Source organism: Streptomyces sp. NPDC036813 (genome assembly GCF_055609245.1).
In genome coordinates, this window is the sequence record NZ_JBVJPV010000033.1 from 1 (window position 1) to 26,730 (window position 26,730).

General features: G+C 72.2%; 24 protein-coding genes and 1 pseudogene. 17 read left to right on the forward strand and 8 right to left on the reverse strand.

Going from position 1 to position 26,730, the window contains the following annotated elements; all coding sequences use genetic code 11:
• Positions 1-121: 121 nt before the first annotated feature.
• The 9 genes from ACZ67Q_RS38615 (at position 122) to ACZ67Q_RS38655 (ending at position 8,150) form a co-directional block, all read left to right on the forward strand.
• Complete coding sequence (locus ACZ67Q_RS38615; RefSeq protein WP_471192077.1) at positions 122-766, forward strand: HAD family hydrolase; 645 nt, start codon at positions 122-124, stop codon at positions 764-766.
• 92 nt (positions 767-858) lie between these two features.
• Positions 859-1,557, forward strand: a complete 699-nt coding sequence (locus ACZ67Q_RS38620; protein WP_471192080.1) for a VC0807 family protein — start codon at positions 859-861, stop codon at positions 1,555-1,557.
• A gap of 104 nt (positions 1,558-1,661) precedes the next feature.
• Positions 1,662-2,873, forward strand: coding sequence for an MFS transporter (locus tag ACZ67Q_RS38625; RefSeq protein ID WP_471192083.1), 1,212 nt, complete (start codon positions 1,662-1,664; stop codon positions 2,871-2,873).
• Positions 2,824-3,996, forward strand: coding sequence for an acetoin utilization protein AcuC (locus ACZ67Q_RS38630; protein WP_471192086.1), 1,173 nt, complete (start codon positions 2,824-2,826; stop codon positions 3,994-3,996). The genes ACZ67Q_RS38625 and ACZ67Q_RS38630 overlap by 50 nt, the downstream gene beginning before the upstream one ends.
• Positions 3,997-4,339: 343 nt before the next feature.
• Positions 4,340-5,155 carry a phosphatase gene (locus tag ACZ67Q_RS38635; RefSeq protein ID WP_471192089.1) on the forward strand — a complete coding sequence of 272 codons (816 nt, stop codon included), beginning with the start codon at positions 4,340-4,342 and terminating at the stop codon, positions 5,153-5,155.
• 129 nt (positions 5,156-5,284) lie between these two features.
• Complete coding sequence (locus ACZ67Q_RS38640; RefSeq protein WP_181139929.1) at positions 5,285-5,494, forward strand: helix-turn-helix domain-containing protein; 210 nt, start codon at positions 5,285-5,287, stop codon at positions 5,492-5,494.
• Between the two features lie 159 nt (positions 5,495-5,653).
• Complete coding sequence (locus tag ACZ67Q_RS38645; protein ID WP_003948845.1) at positions 5,654-5,752, forward strand: 30S ribosomal protein bS22; 99 nt, start codon at positions 5,654-5,656, stop codon at positions 5,750-5,752.
• 242 nt (positions 5,753-5,994) lie between these two features.
• Positions 5,995-7,056: an NAD-dependent epimerase/dehydratase family protein gene (locus ACZ67Q_RS38650; protein WP_471192093.1), complete on the forward strand. Its 1,062-nt coding sequence runs from the start codon at positions 5,995-5,997 to the stop codon at positions 7,054-7,056.
• A 14-nt stretch (positions 7,057-7,070) separates the two neighbouring features.
• Complete coding sequence (locus ACZ67Q_RS38655; protein WP_471192095.1) at positions 7,071-8,150, forward strand: lysophospholipid acyltransferase family protein; 1,080 nt, start codon at positions 7,071-7,073, stop codon at positions 8,148-8,150.
• Between the two features lie 83 nt (positions 8,151-8,233).
• Here ACZ67Q_RS38655 and ACZ67Q_RS38660 read toward each other — a convergent pair whose 3' ends face one another.
• The 3 genes from ACZ67Q_RS38660 to ACZ67Q_RS38670 form a co-directional block, all read right to left on the reverse strand.
• Entirely contained in the window at positions 8,234-9,484 is a 1,251-nt protein-coding gene (locus ACZ67Q_RS38660) for a DUF5667 domain-containing protein (RefSeq protein ID WP_471192098.1), read from the reverse strand.
• 233 nt (positions 9,485-9,717) lie between these two features.
• Positions 9,718-10,497, reverse strand: a complete 780-nt coding sequence (locus ACZ67Q_RS38665) for an ECF subfamily RNA polymerase sigma factor, BldN family (protein WP_471192101.1) — start codon at positions 10,495-10,497, stop codon at positions 9,718-9,720.
• 472 nt (positions 10,498-10,969) lie between these two features.
• Entirely contained in the window at positions 10,970-11,893 is a 924-nt protein-coding gene (locus tag ACZ67Q_RS38670; protein WP_471192104.1) for an HAD family hydrolase, read from the reverse strand.
• Between the two features lie 263 nt (positions 11,894-12,156).
• Between ACZ67Q_RS38670 and ACZ67Q_RS38675 the strand changes: the two genes are divergently transcribed.
• The 5 genes from ACZ67Q_RS38675 (at position 12,157) to ACZ67Q_RS38695 (ending at position 17,883) form a co-directional block, all read left to right on the forward strand.
• Positions 12,157-12,444, forward strand: a complete 288-nt coding sequence (locus ACZ67Q_RS38675; protein ID WP_471192107.1) for a glutaredoxin family protein — start codon at positions 12,157-12,159, stop codon at positions 12,442-12,444.
• A gap of 246 nt (positions 12,445-12,690) precedes the next feature.
• Positions 12,691-13,536: a redox-sensing transcriptional repressor Rex gene (locus ACZ67Q_RS38680; RefSeq protein ID WP_471192110.1), complete on the forward strand. Its 846-nt coding sequence runs from the start codon at positions 12,691-12,693 to the stop codon at positions 13,534-13,536.
• Positions 13,533-15,224 (forward strand): glutamyl-tRNA reductase, encoded by a 1,692-nt coding sequence (locus ACZ67Q_RS38685; protein WP_471192113.1) that lies wholly within the window; start codon positions 13,533-13,535, stop codon positions 15,222-15,224. Before ACZ67Q_RS38680 ends, ACZ67Q_RS38685 begins: the two co-directional genes overlap by 4 nt.
• On the forward strand, positions 15,221-16,180 hold the full coding sequence (gene hemC, locus ACZ67Q_RS38690; RefSeq protein ID WP_471192116.1) for a hydroxymethylbilane synthase: 960 nt from the start codon (positions 15,221-15,223) through the stop codon (positions 16,178-16,180). The genes ACZ67Q_RS38685 and hemC overlap by 4 nt, the downstream gene beginning before the upstream one ends.
• Positions 16,177-17,883 (forward strand): bifunctional uroporphyrinogen-III C-methyltransferase/uroporphyrinogen-III synthase, encoded by a 1,707-nt coding sequence (locus ACZ67Q_RS38695; protein ID WP_471192118.1) that lies wholly within the window; start codon positions 16,177-16,179, stop codon positions 17,881-17,883. Before hemC ends, ACZ67Q_RS38695 begins: the two co-directional genes overlap by 4 nt.
• 40 nt (positions 17,884-17,923) lie before the next feature.
• On the opposite strand, the gene ACZ67Q_RS38700 is transcribed toward ACZ67Q_RS38695, so the two are convergent.
• On the reverse strand, positions 17,924-19,306 hold the full coding sequence (locus tag ACZ67Q_RS38700; protein ID WP_471192121.1) for an FAD-binding oxidoreductase: 1,383 nt from the start codon (positions 19,304-19,306) through the stop codon (positions 17,924-17,926).
• Between the two features lie 203 nt (positions 19,307-19,509).
• Positions 19,510-20,370, reverse strand: a complete 861-nt coding sequence (locus ACZ67Q_RS38705) for an alpha/beta fold hydrolase (protein WP_471192124.1) — start codon at positions 20,368-20,370, stop codon at positions 19,510-19,512.
• Between the two features lie 184 nt (positions 20,371-20,554).
• Between ACZ67Q_RS38705 and hemB the strand changes: the two genes are divergently transcribed.
• Positions 20,555-21,547, forward strand: coding sequence for a porphobilinogen synthase (gene hemB, locus ACZ67Q_RS38710; RefSeq protein WP_471192127.1), 993 nt, complete (start codon positions 20,555-20,557; stop codon positions 21,545-21,547).
• Here the strand turns inward: hemB and ACZ67Q_RS38715 are convergent.
• Positions 21,511-21,768: a hypothetical protein gene (locus ACZ67Q_RS38715; protein ID WP_471192130.1), complete on the reverse strand. Its 258-nt coding sequence runs from the start codon at positions 21,766-21,768 to the stop codon at positions 21,511-21,513. The genes hemB and ACZ67Q_RS38715 overlap by 37 nt on opposite strands.
• Before the next feature lie 128 nt (positions 21,769-21,896).
• Positions 21,897-22,649, reverse strand: a complete 753-nt coding sequence (locus tag ACZ67Q_RS38720) for a DUF4232 domain-containing protein (protein WP_471192133.1) — start codon at positions 22,647-22,649, stop codon at positions 21,897-21,899.
• A 222-nt stretch (positions 22,650-22,871) separates the two neighbouring features.
• On the opposite strand from ACZ67Q_RS38720, the gene ACZ67Q_RS38725 reads away from it, so the two are divergent.
• The gene (locus ACZ67Q_RS38725; protein ID WP_471192135.1) at positions 22,872-24,125 is read left to right on the forward strand and encodes a helix-turn-helix domain-containing protein; all 1,254 of its coding nucleotides are present in this window, start codon (positions 22,872-22,874) and stop codon (positions 24,123-24,125) included.
• A 90-nt stretch (positions 24,126-24,215) separates the two neighbouring features.
• Positions 24,216-25,418, forward strand: a complete 1,203-nt coding sequence (locus tag ACZ67Q_RS38730; RefSeq protein ID WP_471192138.1) for an aminotransferase-like domain-containing protein — start codon at positions 24,216-24,218, stop codon at positions 25,416-25,418.
• 73 nt (positions 25,419-25,491) lie between these two features.
• Here the strand turns inward: ACZ67Q_RS38730 and ACZ67Q_RS38735 are convergent.
• Positions 25,492-26,730: pseudogene (locus ACZ67Q_RS38735) on the reverse strand (hypothetical protein); the annotation flags it as partial.

Here is a 26,730-nt window from a genome sequence, read left to right on the forward strand (position 1 = left end):
CGATGGTACTGCAGGGGGGACCCTGTGGGAGAGTAGGACGCCGCCGAACAATTATTGGGAAAACCCCCGCATCTTCGGATGCGGGGGTTTTCTGCTTTTCAGGGGTGTTTACAGTCGTCGTATGCGCTATGAACTGGTCATCTTCGACAACGACGGCGTCCTGGTGGACAGCGAGCCGATCTCCAACCGGCACCTCGCCGCCTATCTGACCGAGCTGGGGCATCCGACGACGTACGAGGAGTCCATCCGGGACTACATGGGGTCCGCGATGCACCGGATCCATGAGCTGGTGTTCGAGCGTACGGGGCAGCGGCTGCCCGACGACTTCGACGACGTCTTCCATGCCCGGGTGTTCGCAGCCTTCGAGCGGGAGTTGAAGCCGGTGGCGGGAATGGCCGGGGTACTGGAGAAGCTGGCGGCCGACGGGGTGCCGTACTGTGTCGCCTCCTCCGGGAGCCATGAGCGGATTCGGGTGGGGCATCGGACGACCGGGCTGGACCGGTGGTTCGACGACGCGCGGATCTTCAGCTCGCAGGACGTCGGGCGGGGCAAGCCGGCGCCGGACCTCTTCCTGTACGCGGCCGAGCGGATGGGGGTGGCGCCACAGCGGTGTGTCGTGATCGAGGACAGTCCGCTGGGGGTGCAGGCGGCCGTGGCCGCCGGGATGGACGTCTTCGGGTTCACGGCGATGACACCGGCGGCGAGGCTCGCGGGGGCCACCCAACTCTTCTCCGAGCCGCAGCAGTTGGCTGACCTGCTGGTATGACCCGGGCCATGCGGCCGTGCTGACAATTGTCATGCCGAGCCCTGGACGATCGTTCCTACTGGGCCACCCCTCCCGGCCGCGAAGCTGGGAGCATGACGACGACGAAGAAGAACCTCCGGCCGCTCCTCCTCGACGTGGCGGTGCCGCTCGCTTCGTACTACCTCCTCAAGGAAGCCTTCGGGATGAGCACCTTCGCGGCGCTCGCCTGGAGCAGCGTGGTGCCGGCCGTGCGTACGCTGTGGAGCGTCGTGCGGGAGCGGACCGTGAACGGTCTCGCGGGCCTCATCCTCGTCGTGAACCTCGTCAGCCTGGCGCTGAGCTTCGTCTCGGGCGACCCGCGGCTGATGCTCGCCAAGGACGGCGCGGTCAGCAGCACCGTCGGGATCGGGATCCTGGTGTCCGTGGGGCTCGGGAAGCCGATGATGACGGCGGCGTTCAAGCCCTTCGTGGTGAAGGGCGACGCAGCCCGCGAGGCCGCCTGGCAGCGGTTGATCGCCGGCTCCGCGGCCTTCCGGCGTGGCGAGCGGGCGTTCTCGCTGGTGTGGGGTGCGGTCCTGCTGGCGGAGTGCGTCGCCCGGGTCGTGGGCGCCTACACGGTGCCGGTGGACACGATGGTCTGGCTGGGCACGGTGATGACGGTCGTCACCTTCGGCCTCGGGTTCCTGCTCAGCGGCGGGCTGGCCGTGGAGCCGATGCGGCGGATGCTGGCCGCCGAGGTGGAGTCCGCGCAGGCCGCGGTTGCGGACACCGCGCAGGCCGACGTCCGGCCGGAGGTCGCGGTCGCCGCGTGACGCGGGGCGCGCGTCGCCGGCCGGGCGAGCGCGCGTAAAGCTGAGCCGAATTCATCTTTGGCTGGATCTACCCAGCAGTAGCCCGGGGCCCTACGCTCGCCGCCATGACAGATGTGCTGCGGCGCGGCAGGGCCTCGCTGGCGTTCAGCTTCTTCGCGCAGGGCGTCGCCTTCGCGCTCCTGGTGACGCGCATCCCGGCCATCCAGGACCGCTACGGCATCTCCGACGCCCTGCTTCCGGCTTTCCTGGCCGCCGTGCCGATCCTCGCCGGTGTGGCCAGTGTGACCACCGAGCAGTTGGTGAAGCGGGTACGGCCGAGCCGGGTGCTGCGCGGGTCGCAGCCGGTGGTGCTGCTCGCACTGCTCGCGGTGGGGGCGGGCGACCGGCTGGGCGGGGTGGCGGCGGCGCTGGCGGTGTTCGGGCTGGCGGTGGGCGCGCTGGACGCCTCGATGAACATGCTCGGGGTGAGCCTGCAACGGGCGTACGGGCGCAGCATCATGCTCAGCTTCCACGCCGCGTACAGCCTGGGCGGGATATTGGGGGCGTCGCTGGCCTGGGCCGGGGCGCACTGGCATCTCGCGCTGTGGGTGTCGTATCTGCCGGTCGTGGCGGTGCTGCTGCCGGCCGTGCTGGTGGGGAGCGGGTGGTACGTCGACGGGGGCGCCGTTCCGACCGCGGCGGAGCCGGGCGGTAAGGACGGGGTCGTCTTCAAGCTGCTGCTGCCGCTGTGTCTGGTGATGACGTTCGCGTACATCGGCGACTCGACGGTCTCCAACTGGTCCGCGAAGTATCTGCAGGACGTGCTGGGCAGCTCGGAGCAGCTGGCGACCGTGCCGTACAACGTGTACATGGTGACCACGCTGCTGGGGCGGGCCATCGGGGACTTCGGGGTGCGGCGGTTCGGGGCGGCCGCCGTGGTGCGGGGCGGGGCGGTGGTGGCGGCGGCCGGGTTCGCCGTGGTGGCGGTGGCGCCCGGGGCGTGGGTCGGGATGCTGGGGTTCACGCTGCTGGGGCTGGGGTTGTGCGTGCTGGTGCCGCAGACGTTCGCGGCGGCGGGTCGGCTCTTCCCCGGGGCGTCCGATGCGGCGATCGCACGCCTGAACGTCTTCAACTACGTGGGCTTCCTGATCGGCTCGCCGCTCGTGGGGGCGCTCGGGGACGCGTGGAGCTATCGCGGGGCCATGCTGGTGCCGATGGCGTTGGTGCTGGTGACGTTGGTGTACGCCAGGTCGTTCGCGGCTCAACCGGACCGATACGGTGGCGGGCATGAGCGGCCGCGCACAGCTGATGTGGGACGAGGCAGTAACGGGCTATGACTTCGGCCCGGACCATCCGATGGATCCGGTCCGTCTCGCCCTGACCCGGAAACTGGTCGACGCCTTCGGGCTCGACCGTGAGGTGGACGTGGTGGCGGCGAAGGCCGCCGGGGAGTCGACGTTGCGGCTCGTCCACCGGGAGGACTACATCGATGCCGTGAAGGCGGCGTCCGTGGATCCCGCGGCGGCCGACCAGTCGTACGGGCTGGGGACGCTGGACGATCCGGCGTTCGCGGGGATGCACGAGGTGTCCGCGCTGATCGCGGGGCAGTCGGTGGGTGCGGCGGAAGCGGTGTGGCACGGGGAGGCGCTGCACGCGGTGAACTTCGCGGGCGGCCTGCACCATGCGATGCCGGCGGGGGCGTCGGGGTTCTGCATCTACAACGACGCGGCGCTGGCGATCGCGCGGCTGCTGGAGCTGGGGGCGGAGCGGGTCGCGTACATCGACGTCGACGTGCATCACGGGGACGGGGTGCAGGCGGCGTTCTGGGAGGACCCGCGGGTGCTGACGATCTCGTTGCACGAGCATCCGCGGACGCTGTTCCCGCAGACCGGGTGGCCGGAGGAGACCGGGGCGGACTCGGCGGAGGGGTCGGCGGTGAATCTCGCGCTGCCGGCGGGGACGGGGGACGCGGGGTGGCTGCGGGCGTTCCACGCGGTGGTGCCGGAGCTGCTCGCGGACTTTAGGCCGCAGGTGGTCGTGTCCCAGCACGGGGCCGACACGCACTTCGAGGATCCGCTGGCGCATCTGGCGGTGTCGCTGGACGCCCAGCGGGCGGTGCAGATGGCTTGTCACGACCTGGCGCACGAGCACGCGGACGGGAAGTGGGTCGCGCTCGGGGGCGGGGGGTACGCCGTGGTGGACGTCGTGCCGCGGTCGTGGACGCATCTGGTGGGGATCGCGGCGGGACGGCCGGTGGAGCCGACGTCGGTGATTCCGGAGGCGTGGCGACAGGAAGTGTTCGCGCGGACGCGGCAGTTGGGGCCGGGGCGGATGACGGATGGGCGGTGGCCGGTGTCGTTCGCCGCGTGGGATGCGGGGTACGACCCGGCGGATCGGCTGGATCAGGCGGTGCTGGCCACGCGTCGGGCGGTGTTTCCGCTGCGGGGGTTGTTGGCGTAGGGCTGCCCGCCCGGCGTGGCTCTGACCGCGTTGGGCTGCGCGCCCGGCCTTCGCTTGTGCCCCTGCTGCGGCTGGCCGGGGGTGGGGGCGCTCACCGGCGCCGGCGGGGAGGCACGACTCCCCGCAGCCACGCAGGTACGGCCCTGCAACCCCCCAGGGGCGCGGGGAACTGCGCGACCAGCCACAACGCAACCCGCACGGGCCGCCACAGGCACCCCGCCCAGCCGCCGGCAGGCACCGGGCCGCCGGCAGGCACCGGTACCGTAGCCCCCGCTTAGGCCGACCGTGCGGTTTTTGGGGGAAGTCGGGGTGGCGGCCGGGTGGGTCCGTCACCATCGCTCGTGTGGTGGCTGTTGGTGCTCTGCGGGACCATCTTCTGCGGACCCGGCTGGCCGGGGCCGTGGCGACCTCCCGGGAGGTGAGTCTGCGGAGTTATCGGGCGTTCGCGGCTCGGGACCCCCGGGTGTTGATCGGGATTGATCCGCAGCGACCGTGGGCGCCGCGGGATCTGATCGAGTTGATGGCGGACAGGTGCGGAGTTTCGGCCGATCCGCGCCACACTTCCGGGCAGGATGTGATCGACCCGGAGCGCACGCTGGCCGCGCTGGACGCCTTCGCGGAGCGGCTCGCGGCGGTCGCCCGGCGCCGCGGGAGCGTACTGTTCGGCACCGGGCACCCGCACCGGTTGCTCGGTTTCTACGCCGCCCTCGCAGACGCGTTGTCGGCGGCGGGATGTGCCGTCCTCACCCCGGCACAGGGTCTCCGTGTCGACATATTGACCCAGTTCGGTCTACGCACGCACAACCTCGACTACGTACGAGGAGTCGCGTTGATCCGCGAAGGCGGCGCGGAACGCCCCGGTCGTGCGCCCGGCGCACACACGCACTCGCCCCTCCCGGTTCGTCTCGCGCTGGCCGCGGCGGCCGAGGCCGGCGGGTCGCTGCCGGACCTGGTGATCGGCGATCACGGCTGGGTCTGCGGGGCAGGTCAGCTGGGGTTCGAGGCGATCGGGCTGGCCGACACCGACGATCCGGCGCTGTTCGTGGGGGAGGCCGAGGGCTCCGTCGCCGTCGTCGTTCCGCTTGATGACGGCGTGCGGGCGGCTTACTACCGGCCGCTGACCCGCTACGTACTCAATCGAGCGTGTCTGTCACAGTAGGGCGCTGTTGGGTGCACCTCTTCCCCACTTGCATCACCCGCCCCTAGTCTGGGGAGTGAGCACGCAGCGACGAAGAGTCACCGGAAGGGGAAGCCGGTGGCCGTCGAGTGCGGAAGGTTCAGGTGTGTCATGGCTGCTGAGCAGAGGCCTCTGAGCGAGGTTCAGTTCCTTACCGTGGCGGAAGTCGCTGCGGTGATGCGAGTGTCGAAGATGACCGTGTACCGGCTGGTGCACAGCGGTCATCTGCCCGCGATCAGGGTGGGGCGGTCCTTCCGCGTCCCCGAGAACGCGGTTCACGAGTACCTCCGCGAGAGTTATGTGGGGGTGGAGACTGCCTGACGGCAACAAGGGAGACCAGCGATCGGAACAGGGCACTTCCGGTCTCCCCGCACCCCTCGATTACGACCTCAGCGCTCGGGCGGGTAGGCTAGCCCCTCGTAGGTCGTGTGGGCCCATGGCGCCCAAACACCGAGTGATGAGAAGTGAGCGAGGATAGTCGTGGGCTCTGTTATCAAGAAGCGGCGTAAGCGGATGGCCAAGAAGAAGCACCGCAAGCTGCTGAAGCGCACGCGCGTCCAGCGTCGCAACAAGAAGTGAGCGACGCGAGCAACGCCGCGTAGAGCGTGTGTCTGTGGCCCCCCATCGCACCCGGTGGGGGGCCACAGCCGTATCCGCGCACCTCGGGCGTCTCGTGAAGCCCCGGCGTCACTGTGCTCCGCCCGGCCGTTTCTCGTCACTTCCTGCATCGGGTGGTCATCACAGCGCAACACCGAACCGCTAAGTTGGCCGCTGATGGGGAACGCGGGCGTGGTACGAGGTCTGGAAGGAAGGCGCTGATCTTGGGGAAGGTCGTGCTCGTGACCGGAGCGGCCCGTCAGCTGGGCGGCCGCTTCGTACGACGGATCCAGCGTGACCCGCAGGTCGACCGGGTCGTCGCCGTGGACGCGGTGCAGCCCGAGCACCATCTGGGCGGCGCCGACTTCATCCGCGCCGACATCCGGCAGCCCACCATCGCGCGGGTGCTCGCCGAGACCGGCGCCGACACGGTCGTCCACATGGACGTCACCGGCATGGCGCTCGGTGGCGGCAGCCGGGCCACGGTGAAGGAGACCAACGTCATCGGCACCATGCAGCTGCTCGGTGCCTGCCAGAAGTCGCCCGCGGTCAAGCGGCTGGTGGTGAAGTCCTCCACCAACGTCTACGGCTCGGCGCCGCGCGATCCGGCCGTGTTCACCGAGACGACCCCGCCGAAATCGCTGCCCAGCGGCGGCTTCGCCAAGGACACCGTCGAGGTCGAGGGGTACGTCCGCGGCTTCGCCCGCCGGCGCCCCGACGTCGCCGTGTGCGTGCTGCGATTCGCCAACATCCTGGGGCCCACCGCCGAGACCCCGCTCACCTCGTACTTCTCGCTGCCGGTCCTGCCGACGGTGTTCGGCTACGACCCGCGGCTGCAGTTCGCGCACGAGGACGACGTGATCGAGGTGCTGCGCCTGGCCTCGCACGAGCCGCGCCGCGGCACGCTCAACAGCGGCACCTTCAACATCGCCGGTGACGGGGTCGTCCTGCTCTCGCAGTGCGCGCGGCGGCTGGGCCGTCCCACGGTGCCGCTGCTGCTGCCCGCCGTGACGTGGGCGGGCTCGCTGGTGCGTACGCTGGGCATGACGGACTTCTCTCCCGAGCAGATCCGGCTGCTCACCCACGGCCGGGTCGTGGACACCACCCAGATGCGCGAAACGCTGGGCTTCGAGCCGACGTACACGACCGCGGAGACGTTCGCGGACTTCGTACGCAGCAGGGGGCCGGGCCTGTTGCCCCCCGAGGCCCTTGCGGGGGCCGTCGACCGGATCGCCGCGTTGCCCCTCGCGGGCGGCGGCCACCCCCCGACGCAGAGCGCCAACTGAGGAGCGCAGCAACGATGGCGGACGCCAAGGTCATTCCGTTCGACGACGACCGGTCCCGGGGAAGCGCCGCGCAGCGCCCCGCGCGGCGCCGCGCCGCGGGCAGCCGGCGGGGGAGCGGCGAGCCGGTGCCGGTGCGGGAGCTACGGGAGTCCCGTGGGGCCCGGGGGAGCCGGTCCGCGCCCGACGCGCCCGCCGCGCAGGAGGAGGCCGCTGTGAGCCCCGAGCCCCGCGGGGACGTGCCGCAGCCCTCCGACGGCGGTCTGGAGCGCCGCGTGGCGGCCGGGCTGGCCTTCCTGCGCAGGCGTCTCACCGGGGACTACGAGGTCGACGACTTCGGCTACGACGCCGAACTCACCGACCAGGTCCTGATGTCGCTGCTGCGGCCGGTGTACGACAAATACTTCCGGGTCGACGTGAAGGGCCTGGAGAACATCCCGGCCGAGGGCGGCGCGCTGATCGTCGCGAACCATTCCGGGACGCTGCCGCTGGACGGCCTGATGATGCAGGTGGCGGTGCACGACCATCACCCGGCCGGCCGCCATCTGCGCCTGCTGGCCGCGGACCTGGTCTTCGTGCTGCCGGTGGTGAACGAGCTGGCGCGCAAGCTGGGTCACACGCTGGCCTGCGCGGAGGACGCCGAACGGCTGCTGGGCCAGGGCGAGCTGGTCGGGGTGATGCCGGAGGGCTTCAAGGGCATCGGGAAACCTTTCAACGAGCGCTACAAGCTCCAGCGCTTCGGCCGGGGCGGTTTCGTCTCCACGGCGCTGCGGCAGGGCGCGCCGATCATCCCGTGCTCGATCGTCGGGGCGGAGGAGATCTACCCGATGATCGGCAACGCGAAGACCCTCGCGCGTCTGCTCGGCTTCCCGTACTTCCCGCTCACTCCGACGTTCCCGTGGCTGGGTCCGCTGGGCGCGATCCCGCTGCCGACCAAGTGGACGATCCAGTTCGGCGAGCCGATCCGCACGGACGGCTATCCGCCGGAGGCGGCGGAGGACCCGATGCTGATGTTCAACCTGACCGACCAGGTCCGCGAACAGATCCAGCACACCCTCTACAAGCTGCTGGTCCAGCGCAGGTCGGTGTTCTTCTGAAACGTTCCTCTTGAAGCGTTCCGGCATACGACGGTGGGGGCGCCCCTCGGGAGAGGGGCGCCCCCACTTCGGCCGTACCGGCTCTAGTTGGCGTCGTCGCTGTCGATGCCCAAGCCGGGCAGGAGACCCGGGAGGAGCGGTGGGAGCGTCACGTCCGGCTCGGGGATGGACGGCTTGCTCTGCGACGGCGAGGCGCTGCCGGTCTCCTTCGGCGGGTCGAGAAGGCCACCGGTGTTGCCACCGAGGAGGCCGTCGTCGATGCCGCCGACTCCGGGCGCGGACTTGCTGGGGCTGCCGGTGCCGGTGTGGTCGCCGGAGTGGGGTTCCCCGCTCGTGCCGCTGCTGGGGCCGTGGGACCGGTGGGTGCCGGACGACCCTGTGGACGCCGATCCGCCGTCGCCCGGCCGGCTGCTGTCACCGCCGCCACGGGTGGCGGGGGGCTGCGGCAGCAGGGACTGCAGCGGGGCGACCTCTTCGTCTATGGCGTCGAACACCGACGACACCTGCTCGCTGACGTCCCCGAGCTGCACGGGCAGCTGATCGCGCAGCGCGCCCCACATCTGGCGGTGCGAGGCGGAGAACGCGGACAGCGCCTGGATGGGGCCCAGGGAGTCGGGGTCGCGCTCGTACGCCTCGTGCAGCAGACGGTGGCCTTCGGCGGCGTCGTGGGTCATCCCGGACAGGGTGCGGCGGATCTCGCCCAGCGACTCGTGGTCGAGATGGCCGCCGCGACCGCGCTCGAGCAGCCGCCGGGCCTCGCTGAGCCGGGTGGACGCCTGGTCCAGGTAGGAACGACCGCGTTCGTCGTCCCCCTCGGACAGGTAGTTGAGTCTGAAGTCCTCGATGCCGCGCTTGAGCCCGTAGAGCCCGTCACCGGGCAGGGCGTCCGAGCTGGCAGCGGCGACTCCGCCGAAGGCGCCGGCCGCAACACCGACGCTGAGCCCGCCCGCGGTGAGGCCCTTGGCCAGCCGCGAGCGTGGGCGGAACTTGCCCAGGGGGGCGCGATGGGCGCCCCGGGCCCGGTGATTCCGCTGCTCGGGCACCGAAGGGTCCGCCGCCTCGCCTCCCGCGGCGCCCTCCTGCAGCATGGCCTCGAACGCGGCCACGAGCTGGGCTCGCTGGACGACCTTGACCTCCGGATCGAGCTGCGGCTTGGGCAGCGCGCCGAGACCGGAGGCGAGGGCGACCAGACGCCCCTGCTCGGTCTGCTCCTCGGCGGCCGGGGCCGGTGGCGATCCTTCGGACTGCTCGGCCGCCGTGCCCGGCTCGGACTGCTCCTCCAGGGCCTGGGCGAAGGCGTTCGCCCGCCGGTGCGCCGATACGTTCGCGATCACTGGCGGCACCTCCTCTCGTCATGACGGTCGACTCCCCAGGGGGTCCTGAGGGTTGCACGCCCCGGCCGCTTCCACACGATCGTGTGATCAGCGTTGGCCTGGGCGTGACCACAGGGAGCCTGCATCCCGCACAACGAGCGGCGTGGCACTTGGGTTACGGACGGCGGATGATCGGATCGGGAAGTCAACGGTCGCGAACGGAGCGTCACTTGAGCGTCGCTGAGCGTGTCTGATCAGCGGGCGTCGTCGGGCAGGAGCCGGGCGAGGGTGCGGACGGCTCGATACTGGAGGGTCTTGATCGCACCCTCGTTCTTGCCCATGACCCGCGCGGTCTCGGCGACGGACAGGCCCTGCAGGAAGCGCAGGGTCACGCACTCCTGCTGCTGCGGGTTGAGCCGTCGTACGGCGTCGAGCAGGGCGGCGTTCGACAGCGACTCGAGGACGGAGTCCTCCGGGGAGCGCTCGACCTCGTTGGCGTCGAGCATCTCGCCGGTGGTGACCTCCAGCCGGAAGCGGCTCGACTTGAAGTGGTCGGCCACCAGGTTGCGGGCGATGGTGACGAGCCACGCGCCGAAGTCGCGGCCCTGCCAGGTGAAGGTGCCGATCCTGCGGAGGGCCCGCAGAAAGGTCTCGCTGGTCAGGTCCTCGGCAGTGGCCTTACCTCCCACCCGGTAATAGATGTATCGGTAGACGGTGTCGCTGTACTGGTCGTAGAGGCGGCCGAAGGCTTCGGCCTCGCCGGCCTGGGCGCGCTCCACGAGGTCCATCATCCGGGCACTGTCGCTGTCCGCGGCGGGGCGGCGGGCGGTGGTGGCACCGGCTGCGCGCCCCCTTCTGCCCACCGCGGCCCCGCCCTCGGCCAGTGCGTAGCACGGGCCGGCGGGGGTGGCGGTGGCGAATGCGGGGACGGCCTGCGCGGCCGGGACGAGGCCGCGCAGGAGGTTTTGCGCCGTCGCGACCGTTGCGCGCAGCGTAGCCAGGCCCGAGGCGTCAACCCCGACGTGTGGGTACACGGGACTCCCAGAGGCAGAGCTTCCATCACGTGCAGTGCGGGACCGTTCACCCGTCGTGGCGACGGAGGGGTACCGGATTGCGTCTGAGGAGAATAACGCTTCGTGCAGGCACTGCTACACCGAGTTGCTCAAATCATCGATTGCGTCGCTTCTGTAGCCGTTTGACGACTGATCAGGTTCGGCCCGCTGAACGATTGTTGATCGATTCGGTGCGCATTGCGGATGAGTGTGGGCCGTGTTGTGCCCGCGTGAGGATCCGGTGACTGACCGCTCCGCGGGGTGGGTATGTGTGCGGGAATGCCCTTCCCCGACCCGCAAGGCACGGAAGGCGCTGCGCGCCCCACGACGAGACCGCAACGGGCCGCCGCAGGCATATAAAGGGGCGCGGGAACTGCGTGACCAGCCGGCCACCCACCCGCAGACGAACGGCACGGCACCCGCGGACGACGGCACCGCACCAGCAGTCGAAGGCTTACCGCCGGCGACGATGCAGCGCGATCGCCGCCGCCGTTCCGCCCGCCACCGCTCCCACCCCGGCCGCCGCCGGGATGCCGACCTTCGCCGCCTTGCGGCCCGTGCGGTAGTCCCGCAGCCGCCAGTCGTGCTCACGCGCGTGGCGCCGCAGCTTCGCGTCCGGGTTGATCGCGTACGGGTGGCCCACCAGTGACAGCATCGGGATGTCGTTGTGGGAGTCGCTGTACGCGGCGCACCGCGCCAGGTCCAGCCCCTCCGCCGCCGCCAGCGCCCGCACGGCCTCCGCCTTGGCCGGCCCGTGCAGCGGCTCGCCCACGAGCTTGCCGGTGTAGACGCCGTCCACCGACTCCGCGACCGTGCCGAGCGCGCCGGTCAGTCCCAGCCGCCGCGCGATCACCTGCGCGATCTCCACCGGCGCCGCCGTCACCAGCCACACCTTCTGCCCGGCGTCCAGGTGCGCCTGCGCCAGCGCTCGCGTACCGGGCCAGATCCGCTCGGCCATGTACTCGTCGTAGATCTCCTCGCCGATGGACTTCAGCTCGGAGACCCGGTGGCCCTTGACGATGGACAGCGCCGAGTCCCGCGCGTCCTGCATGTGCTCCGGGTCCTCGACCCCGGCCAGCCGGAACCACGCCTGCTGCCACGCGAAGCGGGCCAGGTCGCGGGTCTCGAAGAACTTCCGCTTGTACAGGCCCCGCCCGAAGTGGAACAGCGCCGCGCCCTGCATCACTGTGTTGTCCAGGTCGAAGAACGCGGCCGCGTGCTCGTCGCCGAGCACGGGAAACGCCGGCTCGGACGCCGGCTCTGCCAGCGGAGCCTCGGGCACGGACTTGCGCGCGGCCTCCGCCGAGGCCTCGCCTGCCAACACGCTCCGCGCCGTGGCGGAGCGCCTACGGGGAGTGAGCCATCCGAGAGCGGCCATGTGCGTGAGCATAACGAGTCGGTACGGCGGTTCCGGAGTCGAAGGGTTGGAACCCTGTGAACTCTGCGCGACCGGGCCGTTAAACAGGTGCGCACGACCACGGGCCGCCCGCCGGTGACACGGCCGCCCGGGACGACAGGCTGCCCGGCGGTGGCACGGCGCCCCGGACGACAGGCTGCCCGGCGGCGACCTGGCCACCCCGGGACGACAGGTCGCCCGGCCGGTGGCACGGCCGCCCCACGGCGGCGGGCCGCCGCGCGACAATGGCGGACATGAGCCCCCTCTTCCGCCGCCGTCCTCCCCGCGCCCCCGAGGACCGTCTGGTCACGCTGGTCCGCAAGCCCGGCTGTCACTTGTGCGACGACGCGCAGCAGGTGATCGAGAAGGTGTGCGGCGAGCTCGGCGTGCCCTGGGAACAGAAGGACATCACGCAGGACCAGGACCTGCACGACCGGTACTGGGAGCAGATTCCCGTCGTCCTGGTCGACGGTGAGCAGCACACGTTCTGGCGGGTGAACGAGCAGCGGCTGCGCTCCGCACTGACCGAGTAGTTCAAGTCCGTACCGAACGTCGCTTAGGATCGACGCGGTTTGGTCTCGGGGGCGGGATTCACGAGGAGTGAGCCGGTTTTGCCCCCACGTAGCACGCGACATAAAACGCGCGTGAGTCCGGTCACGTTGGCCGGGCAAATCGGACACCATCTTTGTGCACGCGTTCACAAAGACATAGCCTGCTGTCGACGGGGCGGTCTGGGGACGTACGACCGCCCACAGCCCCGCTCTACCCGCAGGAGCACCGTGGCAACTGGCCGAACTCACCGACCGGCGACCCGCAGCCGAGGGATTCCCGAGGCCACCGTCGCCAGGCTTCCGCTGTACCTCCGGGCGCTGACCGCACTGTCGGAGCGCTCGGTCCCCACGGTTTCGTCCGAGGAGCTGGCGGCCGCCGCGGGAGTCAACTCCGCGAAGCTGCGCAAGGACTTCTCCTACCTGGGTTCCTACGGCACCCGGGGCGTCGGGTACGACGTCGAGTACCTCGTGTACCAGATCTCCCGCGAGCTGGGCCTGACCCAGGACTGGCCCGTGGTCATCGTCGGTATCGGTAACCTCGGCGCGGCCCTCGCCAACTACGGCGGTTTCGCCTCCCGCGGGTTCCGGGTCGCCGCCCTCATCGACGCCGACCCCGCGATGGCGGGCAAGCCCGTCGCGGGCATCCCGGTGCAGCACACCGACGACCTGGAGAAGATCATCCAGGACAACGGCGTCTCCATCGGCGTGATCGCAACCCCCGCCGGCGCCGCCCAGCAGGTCTGCGACCGTCTCGTGGCCGCCGGTGTGACCTCCATCCTGAACTTCGCGCCGACCGTGCTGTCCGTCCCGGACGGCGTCGACGTGCGCAAGGTCGACCTCTCCATCGAGCTGCAGATCCTCGCGTTCCACGAGCAGCGCAAGGCCGGTGAGGAGGCCGCCGCCGAGGCCGCCGTCCCCACCACCACCTCGGACGCGGTGCCCGCCACCACGAAGGACGTGGGCGCCCCCGCCAACGCGACCACCACCGCCAAGGCGACGCGCGCCGCGGCCCGCCGCGCCGGCTCCGCCGACCAGGGACCCGACGGGGACGTGCCCGCCGTGATGCCGGCATGAGTCTCCTCGTCGTCGGGCTGAGTCACCGCAGCGCCCCGGTCAGCGTGCTGGAGCGGGCCGCGCTGAACGCGGACGACCAGAACAAGCTGCTGCAGGACACGGTCGCCGCCGAGCCGTCCACCGAGGCAGCCCTGCTGGCCACCTGCAACCGCATCGAGCTGTACGCCGACGTGGACAAGTTCCACGCCGGTGTCGCGGAGCTGTCCACGCTGCTCGCCCAGCACAGCGGGGTCGGCCTGGACGAGCTCACTCCCTATCTGTACGTGCACTACGAGGACCGTGCGGTCCACCACCTGTTCTCGGTGGCCTGCGGCCTGGACTCGATGGTCGTCGGCGAGGGCCAGATCCTCGGCCAGATCAAGGACGCGCTCGCCCGGGCGCAGGAGCTGCACACCGCGGGCAAGCTGCTGAACGACCTGTTCCAGCAGGCCCTCAGGGTCGGCAAGCGCGCCCACTCCGAGACCGGCATCGACCGGGCCGGCCAGTCCCTGGTCACCTTCGGCCTGGAGCAGCTGGCGCAGGGCGCGGACGTCGCCGAGTGGGCCCGGGGCCGCAAGGCGCTGGTGATCGGCGCCGGCTCGATGTCGTCGCTGGCCGCGGCGACGCTCGCGCGGGCCGGTGTCGCCGAGATCGTGGTGGCCAACCGCACCGTCGAGCGCGCCGAGCGCCTCGCCGAGATCCTCACCCAGGCCGAGGACACGGACGTGGCCGCCCGCGCGGTACGGATGGACGCCGTACCGGCCGAGCTGACACGTGCCGACATCGCCGTCTCGTGTACCGGGGCGACGGGGCTCGTCCTGACGGCGGAGGCGGTCACGTCGGCGCTGGAGGACCGTACGGGCGCCCCCGTCGCCGTGAGCGAGAACCCGCACCGGCCGCTGCCGCCCACCTCGGTCGGGACCGAGGACGGCTGCCCGCTGGACCTGTCCGCCGTGCAGCCGGGCTTCTCCGTCGCCGGGGAGGCCGCCGTGGCCGGGATGGACGCGGCGACGCTGGAGCAGCACGCGGCCTGGGTCGACAAGGGCACCGTCGTCGAACGCCGCGAGGACGCCCGGCGCGGCCCCGAGGCCGACGCCGAGCTGATCGCCGCGCTCGCCGCGACCGCGGCGACGATCGGCCGCCTCCCGGAGCGCCGCAGGCCCGAGCCGGTGGCCGAGATCCCGCGGCCGCGGCCCTCGCTGTTCCTGCTCGACCTGGCGATGCCCCGCGACATCGACGCGGCCGTGCACCGGCTGGCCGGCGTGCGGCTGGTGGACATCGAGTCCCTCGCCGAGGCGTCCGCGGACGCCCCCATGGCGGCGGACGTCGACCAGGTGCGCCGGATCGTGTCCGACGAGGTCGCCGCGTTCGGCGCCGCCCAGCGGGCCGCGCACATCACGCCGACCGTGGTCGCGCTGCGCACCATGGCCGCCGACGTGGTGGCGGGCGAGATTGCGCGGCTGGAGGGCCGGCTGCCCGGCCTGGACGACAAGCACCGCGCCGAGATCACGCAGACCGTCAAGCGGGTGGTCGACAAGCTGCTGCACGCGCCGACGGTGCGGGTCAAGCAGCTCGCGGCCGAGCCCGGCGGCGCCGGGTACGCGGACGCGCTGCGCACCCTGTTCGACCTCGACCCCGAGGCGGTCGCCGCCGTCTCCCGCGCCGAGGACAGCACCGACAAGAACGCCAAGAACCGAGGGCCGGCATGAGTACGAAGGCTTTGAGACTGGGGACGAGGCGCAGCAAGCTCGCCATGGCCCAGTCCGGGCAGGTGGCGGAGGCCGTGCGCGAGGTGACCGGGCGGCCCGTCGAGCTGGTCGAGATCACGACCTACGGTGACGTCTCCCGGGCGCACCTGGCGCAGATCGGCGGCACGGGTGTGTTCGTCACCGCGCTGCGTGACGCGCTGGCCGGTGGGGAGGTCGACTTCGCGGTTCATTCGCTGAAGGACCTGCCCACCACGCAGCCCGAGGAACTGGTCCTGGCCGCCGTACCGGTGCGCGAGGACCCGCGGGACGTGATCGTCGCCCGGGACGCGCTGAAGTTCACGGACCTGCCGCGCGGGGCGCGCATCGGTACGGGTTCGCCGCGCCGCATGGCGCAGCTGAACGCGTACGCGCGTGCCCACGGGCTGGACATCGAGACGGTCCCCATCCGCGGGAACGTCGACACCCGCATCGGGTACGTCCGTGACGGCGAACTCGACGCCGTCGTGCTGGCCGCCGCCGGGCTGAACCGGATCGGCCGCAGCGACGAGGTGACCGACTTCCTGTCGGTCGACACGGTTTTGCCCGCCCCCGGCCAGGGGGCCCTGGCGATCGAGTGTTCCGCGGACAACGCGGAACTGATCGCCGCGCTCGCCGAACTCGACGACCCGTTCACGCGGGCCGCCGTCACGGCCGAGCGGTCACTGCTCGCCGCCCTGGAGGCCGGTTGCAGCGCCCCTGTGGGTGCCTTGGCCGACCTCCTGGCCGACGGGCAGATTGTCAAGGAAATGCGCCTGCGCGGCGTCGTCGGTACCACCGACGGCACCCGCACGGTGCAGCTGTCCACCACCGGTCCCGTGCCCGAGACGGACGAGGGCGCCGCGGCGCTCGGCCGTGATCTCGCCGCCGAGATGCTCGCCCAGGGTGCGGCCGGTCTGATGGGGGAGCGAGCACATTGAGCCCCACCACCCTTCCCGCCGGTCCGGAACACGGGCACGTCACCTTCCTGGGTGCCGGACCCGGAGATCCGGGACTGCTGACTCTGCGCGCCGTGGAGGCGCTGGCGAACGCGGACGTCCTCGTCGCCGAGCACGAGGTGCTCGACGTCGTACGCACCCACGCCCGTCAGGGCGTCAGCGTCGTAGCGACGGACGCGGGTCCCTCGTCGGACCCGAATCCGGGCACGGGCACGCCCCAGCCGGCGGTCGTTGACGGGGCGTCAACAACCGCTGGGATTCCCGCACTGCGGGATGCCGCACATCTTGTCATGGAGGCTGCGCGGGGCGGCAGGCGGGTCGTCCGTGCGGTGTCCGGCGACCCCGGCCTGGACAACTACGCCGCCGAGGAGATGCTCGCCTGCGCCAAGGCCGGAGTCTCCTTCGAGGTGGTACCCGGCGTCGCGGCCGCGGTCGGCGTGCCCGCGTACGCCGGTGTGCCGCTGCGCGACGCCGAGGGCGCGGACGTGCGGTTCGTGGACGCCCGTACCGCCTCCGACCGGTGCTGGACCGAGGTGGGCGCCTCCGACGGCACGGTGGTCGTCTCCACCACGCTCGACTCGGTGGCCGCGGCCGCGGGCGAGCTGGTCTCGGCGGGCCGCAAGCCGGACACCCCGATGACGGTCACCGTCGGCGGGACGACGACGCGGCAGCGCACCTGGTCGGCGACGCTCGGCACGATCGCGCAGACGCTGAAGCAGGCGAAGGTGCTGCCCTCGCCGGACGGCGGCCGCCCGGTCATAGCCGTGGTCGGAGACCGCAGCGCCCCCGCCCAGCGCGACCAGCTGGCGTGGTTCGAGTCCAAGCCGCTGTTCGGCTGGAAGGTCCTCGTACCGCGAACCAAGGAGCAGGCGGCCTCGCTCTCCGACCAGCTGCGCTCCTACGGCGCGGTGCCGCACGAGGTGCCGACGATCGCCGTCGAACCGCCGCGCACGCCCCAGCAGATGGAACGTGCCGTCAAGGGTCTGGTGACGGGCCGCTACGAGTGGATCGCCTTCACGTCGGTCAACGCGGTGCGGGCCGTGCGGGAGAAGTTCGAGGAGTACGGCCTCGACGCCCGGGCTTTCGCGGGCATCAAGGTGGCCGCGGTGGGCGAGCAGACCGCCAAGGCCCTGATCGCCTTCGGTGTGAAGCCGGACCTGGTGCCCTCGGGCGAGCAGTCCGCGGCCGGCCTCCTGGAGGACTGGCCGCCCTACGACCCGGTGTTCGACCCGATCGACCGTGTCTTCCTGCCGCGCGCCGACATCGCCACCGAGACGCTGGTGGCCGGGCTGATCGAGCTGGGCTGGGAGGTCGACGACGTCACCGCCTACCGCACGGTCCGCGCCTCGCCGCCGCCGGCGGAGACCCGCGAGGCGATCAAGGGCGGCGGTTTCGACGCTGTCCTGTTCACCTCGTCGTCGACGGTGCGGAACCTGGTCGGCATCGCGGGCAAGCCGCACAACGTGACGGTGATCGCCTGCATCGGCCCCGCGACGGCGAAGACGGCCGAGGAACACGGCCTGCGCGTCGACGTCATGGCTCCGGAGCCGTCCGTGCACAAGCTGGCGGAGGCCCTGGCCGACTTCGGCACCAAGCGCCGTCTGGCGGCGCTGGAGGCCGGCGACCCGGTGACCCGGCCGAGCGAACGCAGGCCGGGGGCGCGCAGGCGCCGCGCGGCGACGTGAGCGAGGGCCCGCACCCTGCCCGGGGTGCGGGCCCTGCTTGTCAGGCGGCGACCGGCGGTACCGCGTGCCCGTAGCGGAGCAGGTTCGCCGGGTCGTGGGACCGCTTGGTGCGGCGCAGGCGGTCGTAGGTGTCCGGGGTCCAGGCCCGGGAGCGGTCGCTCTCGTCACCGGGGGCGCCGTGCAGGTTGACCATGGTGCAGCCGGTGCCGTACGGGGCCATGGTGCTGTGCAGGGCCGCGGTGGCCGACTCGATCGCCATGGCGAGATCCGGGTCGGCCGGGACACCGACCCACTCCAGCAGGAACTCCGCGTCCCGGGCGCACACCGCGTCCTCGGATGGGCCGGGACGGGACATCGCGCCGCCCATGTGCCGGATCTCGACCATCAGGATCGGGAAGTCCCGGTCGGCGGGCCCCGCCAGGTCCAGGAACGCGCTGATCGCCTCCGGCGACAGGTCGCGCAGCAGCAGGCAGCTCTCGCGGGCGGGCAGCGGGTCGCGCGGGTCCTCGTAGATACGGTCCAGCTCCGTGTACGGCATGTCCTCCACGGTGTCGAACAGGACCGGCGCGGCCGCGCGCAGCGGTGCGAGGAGCTGGTCCCCCTCCTCCGCGGTTCCGTCGAAGACGACGGCGACACGGGCGAAGAAGCCGCCGCGCAAGGGTTCGGGGATGAACGGCAGCGGAGGCATCCGCAGCAGGGTGAACCCGGTGCACATCTGCGGGGGCACCGTCTTCGTCCACTGCGCCCAGGTCCGCAGCAGGGGGTCGGCGTCCTCGCCGGAGCAGTAGATGCCGCCGCCGAGGATGCGGTCCACGGGGATCAGCTCGCAGGTCAGGGACGTCACGACACCCACATTGCCCTTGCCGCCGCGCAACGCCCAGAAAAGGTCGGTGTCGTGCTCGGCGTCGGCGGTGTGCGGGACGCCGTCCGGGGTGACGACGTCGAAGGAGCGCACCAGGTCGCTGGCGAAGCCGTAGGGGCGGCCCATGGCCGGCAGGCCGCCGCCCAGGGTGAAGCCGACGACGCCGACGTCCGTGGAGGAGCCGCACAGCGCGGCCAGCCCGTGCGGTGCGGCGGCTTGAAGCAGATGCCGCCACTTGGAGCCGGCGGCGACCGTCCCGGTGCGGGCGGACGGGTCGACGCTCACCTCCGTCATCCGGTACGTGGTGATCAGCAGACCGTCGGGGACGGAGAAGTTGGCGCCGTGGCCCGTGGCCTGCACGGCGACGGGCGTGCCGGTGGCGGACGCCCAGCGCAGGGCGGTGGCGATGTCGGCGGGATCCGCGGCGCCGACGACGACGTCGGGGGTGTGGCGGGCGGCCAGGTTGAAGCCGATGACCTCGTCGGCGTAGCCCGGGTCGCCGGGGCGCAGCACCGGTCCGCGCAGACCTGTCAGGTCGGGGGTGGGGTGGGTGGTGGTCATCGCGTCCTCCGCGCTGCTGCGGGACGGAGGGACGGCGGCGGTCGGGGCGGGGCCGTCGGGTCCTTCTGACATCTCCCAGCATGTGCGTGCGCCGTGCGGGACGCATGTGCAGGGCGGTTCGGGGCGCGTGTGCGGTTCGGGGCGTGTGTGCGCAGCGGGGCGCGTGTGCGGCGCGGGCCATGTCCGGGCGGTTCGGGGTCGCGTCAGGGGGTGAGGAAGTCGCCCAGAGCGGCCGCCAGGTCCTCTGGGGCTTGTTCGGCGACGTGGTGGCCGGAGTCGATGCCGTGGCCGCGGACGTCCGTCGCCCACTCGCGCCAGATCCGCAGCGGATCGCCGTACAGCTGCTCCAGGTCGTCGCGCAGGGACCAGAGGATCAGTGCCGGGCAGCGGATGCGGTTGCCGGCGGCGCGGTCCTCCTCCTCGTGGCGCCGGTCGACGGTGAGGCCGGCCCGGTAGTCCTCGAGCATCGCGCGCACCACCTCCGGGTTGCGGGTGGCCGCACGGAACTCGTCGTGGTTCTCCCGGCCCATCGTCCGTGGGTCGCCCCGGTACCAGGCGTCCGGGTCGGCGTTGATGACGCGCTCCGGGGTGTCCGGCTGGGCGAAGAAGAACCAGTGCCACCACTGGGTGGCGAACTCGGGCGTGATGCGGGCCAGGTGCTCGCTCAGCGGCAGGCAGTCGATCAGCGCCACTCGCTCCACCGCCTGCGGGTGGTCCAGGACCAGGCGGAACGCCACGGCGGCCCCGCGGTCGTGGCCGACGAGCGCGAACCGCTCGTGGCCCAGTGCGCGCAGCACCGCCACCACGTCCGAGGCCGTGGCCCGCTTGGAGTGGCCCTCGTGGTCCGGTGTCGGCGCCGGTCCGCGGGAACGGCCGTATCCGCGCAGGTCGGGGCAGACGACGGTGAAGCCGCGGGCGACCAGCAGCGGGGCGACCCGGTGCCAGGTCGCGGAGGTGCGGGGGTGTCCGTGCAGAAGCACCACCGGCGGGCCGTCTCCGCCGTACCGGACGAAGGCCGACCCCTCGTCGGTGGGCACGTGCCTGGTCTCGAAGCCCTCGAACACGCTCGCGCGCCTCCCGCCCGTACCGATGCCACCGGGGGCCCGCGCGCGTGCGTGCCGCGGCGGGCCCAGCGTTGCGTGTGCCCCATGTGGCATCGCCGACACCGCTCAGGCCGACCGTCCGGTGCCACGGTGGCCGACTGGGCGTCGGCAAAGGCACCGGCCGGGCGGGCGTAGCGTAGGCGGTATGTCGAAGTACGGATCTTTTCCCGGTTCGCGGCCCCGGCGGCTTCGCAGCACGCCCGTCATGCGGCGGATGGTCGCCGAGACCCGGTTGCACCCCGCCGATCTGATCCTGCCCGCGTTCGTGCGGGAGGGCGTGAGTGAGCCGGTGGCGGTCGGGTCGATGCCGGGGGTCGTGCAGCACACCCGGGACAGCCTGAAGAAGGCCGCCTCCGAGGCCGTGGAGGCCGGAGTCTCCGGGATCATGCTCTTCGGTGTGCCGGAGGACGGCAAGAAGGACGCCCTCGGCAGCGCGGGCACCGACCCGGACGGCATCCTCCAGGTCGCCCTGCGCGATGTGCGGGCCGAGGTCGGCGACGAACTGCTCGTCATGTCCGACCTGTGTCTCGACGAGTTCACCGACCACGGGCACTGCGGGGTCCTCGACGAGCACGGGCGCGTCGACAACGACGCCACCCTCGAGCGGTACGCCGAGATGGCCCAGGTGCAGGCGGACGCCGGCGCCCACGTCGTCGGCCCGAGCGGGATGATGGACGGTCAGATCGGCGTCGTCCGCGACGCGCTCGACCAGATCGGCCGCGAGGACGTCGCGATCCTCGCCTACACCGCCAAGTACTCCTCCGCCTTCTACGGCCCCTTCCGCGAGGCCGTCGCCTCCTCGCTGCAGGGCGACCGCAAGACCTACCAGCAGGACCCCGCCAACTGGCGCGAGTCCCTGCGCGAAGTCGCCCTCGACCTCGAGGAGGGCGCCGACATGGTGATGGTCAAGCCGGCCGGGCCGTACCTGGACATCCTGGCCCGGGTCGCGGACGCGGTGGACGTGCCGGTCGCGGCGTACCAGATCTCCGGTGAGTACGCGATGATCGAGGCCGCCGCCGAGAAGGGCTGGATCGAGCGGGACCGGGCGATCTTCGAGACGCTCACCGGTATCAAGCGGGCGGGCGCGCGCAACATCCTCACCTACTGGGCCACCGAGGTCGCGCAGAAGCTGCGCTGACGCGCCCCGGGCGCCGGGGACGGCCCTGCCGGCGCGTGGCACGACACCTCCGGTGTGCGGGACGGCACCCGCAGCGCGTGGGACGACGGGCCCTCGTCGCGCAGGCCCTCGCCGTCGCGGCAGCCCGCCAGGGCGCCGGCCGCGAGCACGGCGAGGGCCGCGGCGGCGACCAGTCGGCGCCGGCGTGCGGGCAGGGTGCGAGTCCGGTGTCGTACGGGCATGACGTCAGCCTCACCGCTCGCCCGTCCCGCGCGCCACAGCCACCCGCGAATATGGGACGCAGGGACGGTGGAACCGGCGCTGAGCTGCGGGAACGCCATCCCGGTGGGACATGGTCCGGGACGCGGGGTCACCAGTCGAGGGCCGTGTCCAGGGACGCCTGCCAGTACGTCACGGTCAGGCTGTCGTCGACGTACACGCCCTTGGCGGGCAACGACACGGTGGCGATCGAGCCGTCCTCGAAGGGGACCGTCAGGGTGTGCACGGTGTGGCCGTGCGCGGCGCTGCCGTCGCCGGCGGACAGCCGGACGCCCGCGTAGCCGGACTCGCCCGGGGCCAGACCGGTCAGCGACTGCGGCTTGGTCTCCTCCGCCACCGGCGGCACGGACTGAGCCTCACCGAAACGGGCCGGCGGGTACGGGGGCAGCAGGCACGTGCCGCCGCCCTTGTTGGTGGCGGTCAGCAGCAGGTGGTTGACCGGGCGGGGCACCTCGGTGGCGGTGATCCGGACGGTGGCGGCGGAGCACTTGCCGGGACGGTCGGAGCCCTGGCCGGACCCGGTGCCAGCGGAGCTGCCGGTGCTCTTCGAGCCGCCGGAGTCCTTCGCACCGCCGCTCCCCTTCGAGCCGCCGCCGTGCGTACCGCCCGGGCCCTTCGTACCGCCGGAGCCCGTCGAGCCGCCGGAGCCGGTCGTGGCCCCCGGGTCCGTGGCACCGCCGGCGGTACCGGTGGAGGGTGTCGCGCCTGGGGCGGACGGCGCGGAGGAAGCGGGCCGGCCGGCGCCGGTGTCCGACGTTCCGCCCTCGCACGCGGTCAGGGTCACAGCGGCCAGCGCGACCGTGGTGGCGGCGAAGAGGCGAGTGCGGGTGATACGGACGGACATGGGTGACTCCCGGTCGTGAATGGGGCGTTGGGTTGCGCCAGGAGCGCGCCGCCGGGTGTGCTTGCCGGTGGCGTGCTTGGATGATCGACAGCTTGCGGTGGCTTTGGTCCCAGCCGCCAGCGGCCACGGGGGATACGGGACAATGGGACGACGAAACGGCTCTGACCTGCGGGAACATCGTCCGTCTGGAACGCCGTTCCGGGACGCGGGAGGGGAGAAACGGTGGCGGGGGGCGACTTCGCTGAGCTGCTGCGGGAGTTGAAGGAGCGGTCGGGACTCAGTTACGGGGCGCTCGCCAAGCGGCTGCACATGAGCACGTCCACACTGCACCGGTACGTCAACGGGGACGTCGTACCGGTGGACTACGCCCCCGTGGAACGGCTGGCCCGCGTCTGCCGGGCCACCCCCGAGGAACTGCTGGAACTGCACCGCCGCTGGATCCGCGCGGACGCGCTGCGGGGAGTGAAGGGCCCGCAGCCGGGAGAGGAGCCCGGCGGGCAGCCGGAGGAGAAACCCGGCGCGGGGCCCGAGGAGGAGGTCTCCCCTCCCGCGCCGCCTCCCGCGCCCGCACCGGCGCGCCGCCGGCGCGCCGCCGTGCTCGCCGGGGCCGGTGTCGCGGCGGTCGCCGCCGTCGTGGCCGTCACGGTGAGCCTGGTGCCCGGGCCGCCGGACGGGCAGCGGACGCCGCAGGAGCGGGCGGCCGGTGCGACCGTGCCCGCCGTCAAGTCGCCCACGCCCTCCGTCCGTTCCACCGCGCCCAGCCGCAGCGCGTCGGCCTCCCCCTCACCGAGCCCGTCCGCGGACCGGGACACGGCCACGGGCTCACCGTCCCCGAGCCGTACCGCCACCGCCCCCGGCGGGGCGGCCGCGGACAACGGCCCGGCGCCGGTCACGGTCAACACCACGCCGTACTACTGGGACGTGCCCTGTGAGCAGGACTTCCTGGTGGACCGCAGCCCGCACAACGTGCCCGAGCCGCCGCCGCAGCAGAACGCCGAGGGCTGGGCCGTGTCCCTGGGCGCCGTGGCCGCCGACCACCAGATGGTCACGCTGACCGTGCAGGGCACCGGCGCGCAGACGGTCGTGCTGCGGGCGCTGCACGTACGCGTGGTGCGCAGCGAGGCTCCGCTGGCCTGGAACAAGTACGCGATGGGGAACGGCTGCGGGGGCGGGGTCCAGACCAAGTCCTTCGACGTGGCACTGGACCTGACCAACCCGCTGGCGATGCCCGTCGCCGGGCAGCGGAACTTCCCCTACAAGGTGAGCGAGTCCGACCCCGAGGTCTTCTACGTCAACGCGCACACCGGCGGGCACGACGTGAGCTGGTACCTGGAGCTGGAGTGGTCCAGCGGTGCCCGGCACGGCACCCTGCGCGTCGACGACCACGGCCGGCCGTTCCGCACGAGCGGCTCGCGGCGGCCGTACTACGCCTACCCGTTGGGCGGCAACGGCTGGGAGCGGGTGCCGGAGGGCTGAGCGTCCGTATGGCGAAAGGGCCGGTGTAGACGGCACGCATCTCTCTACGCTGCGACCCATGAGGCAACCGCAGCCCGAAGGAGCAGTGTCATGACCGTCGACGCCCCCGCCCCGACCGCGCCCCTCCCCCCGCTCGCCCTGCGGACGTCGGCGATCGGCGGCTCGCCGGTACGCGACATCCTCGCCGTCACCGCACGGCCCGAGGTGATCAACTTCGCGGGCGGGCTGCCGGCCCCGGAGCTGTTCGACCGCGCCGGCATCGCGGCCGCCTTCCGCGCCGTACTGGAGGACAGCCCGGCGCGCGCCCTGCAGTACGCCACGACCGAGGGCGAGCCCGCGCTGCGCGAGGCGCTGGCCGCGCGGATCACCGGGCGGGGACTGGCGACGGACGCCGACGACCTGCTGATCACCACCGGCTCCCAGCAGGCGCTGTCCCTGCTGGCCACCGCGCTGCTCGACCCGGGCGACACCGTGCTGGTGGAGAACCCCTGCTACCTGGCCGCCCTCCAGGTCTTCGGCCTGGCCGGCGCCCGCGTCGTCGCCGTGCCGGGTGACGAGCACGGCCCCGATCCGGTCGCACTGGAGGAACTGGTGCGCCGGGAGCGGCCGAAGCTGCTCTACACCGTGCCGACCTTCCAGAACCCCACCGGCCGCACCATGCCCGCCGGCCGCCGGGCCGCGCTCGCCGCCGTCGCCGCGCGGTGCGGACTGTGGATCGTCGAGGACGACCCGTACGGGGAACTGCGCTACGACGGTGAACCCGTGCCATGGATCGCCGCGCACGCCGACGCGCGGGACCGGACGGTGCTGCTCGGCTCCTTCTCCAAGGTGATGGCGCCGGGGCTGCGGCTGGGCTGGCTGCGCGCACCGCGGGAGCTGCGCCGTGCCTGCGCGGTCGCCAAGCAGGCCGCCGACCTGCACACCCCGACCGTCAACCAGCTCGCCGCCGCCCGCTATCTCGACGTCCTCGACGCCCATGTGGCCACGGTGCGGGACGTCTACCGGGAGCGCCGGGACGCGATGCTCGCCGGGCTGCCGGACGCGCTGCCGGCCGGCTCGACCTGGACCCGGCCCGAGGGCGGGATGTTCCTGTGGGTGTGGCTGCCGCAGTCGTACGACTCGACGGCCCTGCTGCGGCAGGTGGTACGGCACGACGTGGCCTACGTGCCCGGCGCGCCGTTCTTCGCGGCCGCACCGGACCCGCGCACGCTGCGGCTGTGCTTCGTGACGCAGACGCCGGAGGAGATCGGGGAGGGGCTGCGCAGGCTGGCGGCCGGGTTCGCGGACCGCTGACCCGGGAAACACCGGGCCCCGGCCACCCTCACGGAGAGGATGGCCGGGGCCCGGTGGTGTGAGGCGGGACGGATCAGCCGAAGGCCTTGATCGTGTTCCAGTCCACGGACAGGACGACGCGTACGGGTGCGTTGGTGTTGGTCCGGGACGGGTGGTAGATCCGGGTGTAGCCGTCGGAGGCGAGGCGGGCCCAGATGTCGGGGATGCCGTCGTTGTTGACGTCGGGGATGCCGATGGCGGTGGGCACGTTGGCGTCGGTCCAGCTGGTGCCGTAGGCCTCGTCCTTGCCGGTCAGGCTGTTGGCGGCGACCTTGATGGATTCGAGGTCGGTGCTGCCGGCGACGGTGCCGGGCTTGCCGTCGCGCTGGTACATGTTGCCGTTGTCGAGGTTGCGCCAGAGAAGGTCGGGGGTGGTGTCGCCGTTGATGTCGGCGACGTTGACGATCTCGCGGCGGGCCCAGGCGGTGCCTTCCATGAGGGTGGCGGTCTGGAAGGTGGCGCCGGTGTAGCCGGACAGCGTCCAGAACGCGGGGCCGGCCCGCAGGACGAGGTCGGGGAGCTTGTCGCCGGTGATGTCGCCGACGGCCTTGATCTGGGTCCAGGTGGAGGGTGCGGGGGCGTTGGAGGGGAGGCGGACCTCGAGGCGCTGGCTGACGTCGAAGCTGCCGTAGCCGTCGCCGGGGTAGAGGTAGAAGTGGCCGTCGGGGGCGACCGCGAACAGGTCGGTGGAGCCGTCGCCGGGGTAGGTGTCCTGGTAGTGCGTGATCAGGGCGGCCTTGCCGGTGGCGGCGTCGTACCAGTAGCCGGCCGGGTCGGTCTTCTTGTCGGCGTCGTAGGACGCGGTCAGGCAGTTGTAGAGGTCGCCGTCCGGGCCGCCGACGCAGGTGCGCAGGTTGCCGTCCGCGTTGACGATCAGCAGGTCGGGCCTGGCCTCGTCGGGCTTGGAGTCACCGGTGACGTCCATCGGGCCGTCGGCCGTGTCCCGGGGGAGGACGTAGAAGGTGTAGTCGGTGCGCTTGCTGGCGTTGCCCGAGGCGTCGTAGGCATACACCTGGAGTGTGTTGGGGCCGGCGTGAGCGGGTGCGAGCGCGCTGACGGTGGCGGTGTCGTTGGCGGCGGTCACGTCGACGGGGTTGTTGCCTTCGATGGACCAGCGGAACTTGGCCGCGCCGGGCGAGGTGAAGGTGACCGCGCCGGTGCTGCCGAACTTCACCGTGGACCAGGTCTGCCCGTCCGGGGTGGCTTCGGGGAAGACGTCACTGTCGACGGTGGGCTGGGGCGGGGCGCTGGCGTCGACGTTGAGCCGGCAGGG

Excerpts from the sequence above, each read along its gene's own strand:
- ACZ67Q_RS38730 (WP_471192138.1), top strand. The coding sequence starts at position 24,216 with ATGACCGTCGACGCCCCCGCCCCGACCGCGCCCCTCCCCCCGCTCGCC.
- ACZ67Q_RS38655 (WP_471192095.1), top strand. The coding sequence starts at position 7,071 with ATGGCGGACGCCAAGGTCATTCCGTTCGACGACGACCGGTCCCGGGGA.
- ACZ67Q_RS38720 (WP_471192133.1), bottom strand. The coding sequence starts at position 22,649 with ATGTCCGTCCGTATCACCCGCACTCGCCTCTTCGCCGCCACCACGGTC.
- ACZ67Q_RS38640 (WP_181139929.1), top strand. The coding sequence starts at position 5,285 with ATGGCTGCTGAGCAGAGGCCTCTGAGCGAGGTTCAGTTCCTTACCGTG.
- ACZ67Q_RS38615 (WP_471192077.1), top strand. The coding sequence starts at position 122 with ATGCGCTATGAACTGGTCATCTTCGACAACGACGGCGTCCTGGTGGAC.
- hemB (WP_471192127.1), top strand. The coding sequence starts at position 20,555 with ATGTCGAAGTACGGATCTTTTCCCGGTTCGCGGCCCCGGCGGCTTCGC.
- hemC (WP_471192116.1), top strand. The coding sequence starts at position 15,221 with ATGAGTACGAAGGCTTTGAGACTGGGGACGAGGCGCAGCAAGCTCGCC.
- ACZ67Q_RS38675 (WP_471192107.1), top strand. The coding sequence starts at position 12,157 with ATGGCGGACATGAGCCCCCTCTTCCGCCGCCGTCCTCCCCGCGCCCCC.
- ACZ67Q_RS38630 (WP_471192086.1), top strand. The coding sequence starts at position 2,824 with ATGAGCGGCCGCGCACAGCTGATGTGGGACGAGGCAGTAACGGGCTAT.
- ACZ67Q_RS38715 (WP_471192130.1), bottom strand. The coding sequence starts at position 21,768 with ATGCCCGTACGACACCGGACTCGCACCCTGCCCGCACGCCGGCGCCGA.
- ACZ67Q_RS38620 (WP_471192080.1), top strand. The coding sequence starts at position 859 with ATGACGACGACGAAGAAGAACCTCCGGCCGCTCCTCCTCGACGTGGCG.
- ACZ67Q_RS38670 (WP_471192104.1), bottom strand. The coding sequence starts at position 11,893 with ATGGCCGCTCTCGGATGGCTCACTCCCCGTAGGCGCTCCGCCACGGCG.
- ACZ67Q_RS38685 (WP_471192113.1), top strand. The coding sequence starts at position 13,533 with ATGAGTCTCCTCGTCGTCGGGCTGAGTCACCGCAGCGCCCCGGTCAGC.
- ACZ67Q_RS38625 (WP_471192083.1), top strand. The coding sequence starts at position 1,662 with ATGACAGATGTGCTGCGGCGCGGCAGGGCCTCGCTGGCGTTCAGCTTC.
- ACZ67Q_RS38700 (WP_471192121.1), bottom strand. The coding sequence starts at position 19,306 with ATGACCACCACCCACCCCACCCCCGACCTGACAGGTCTGCGCGGACCG.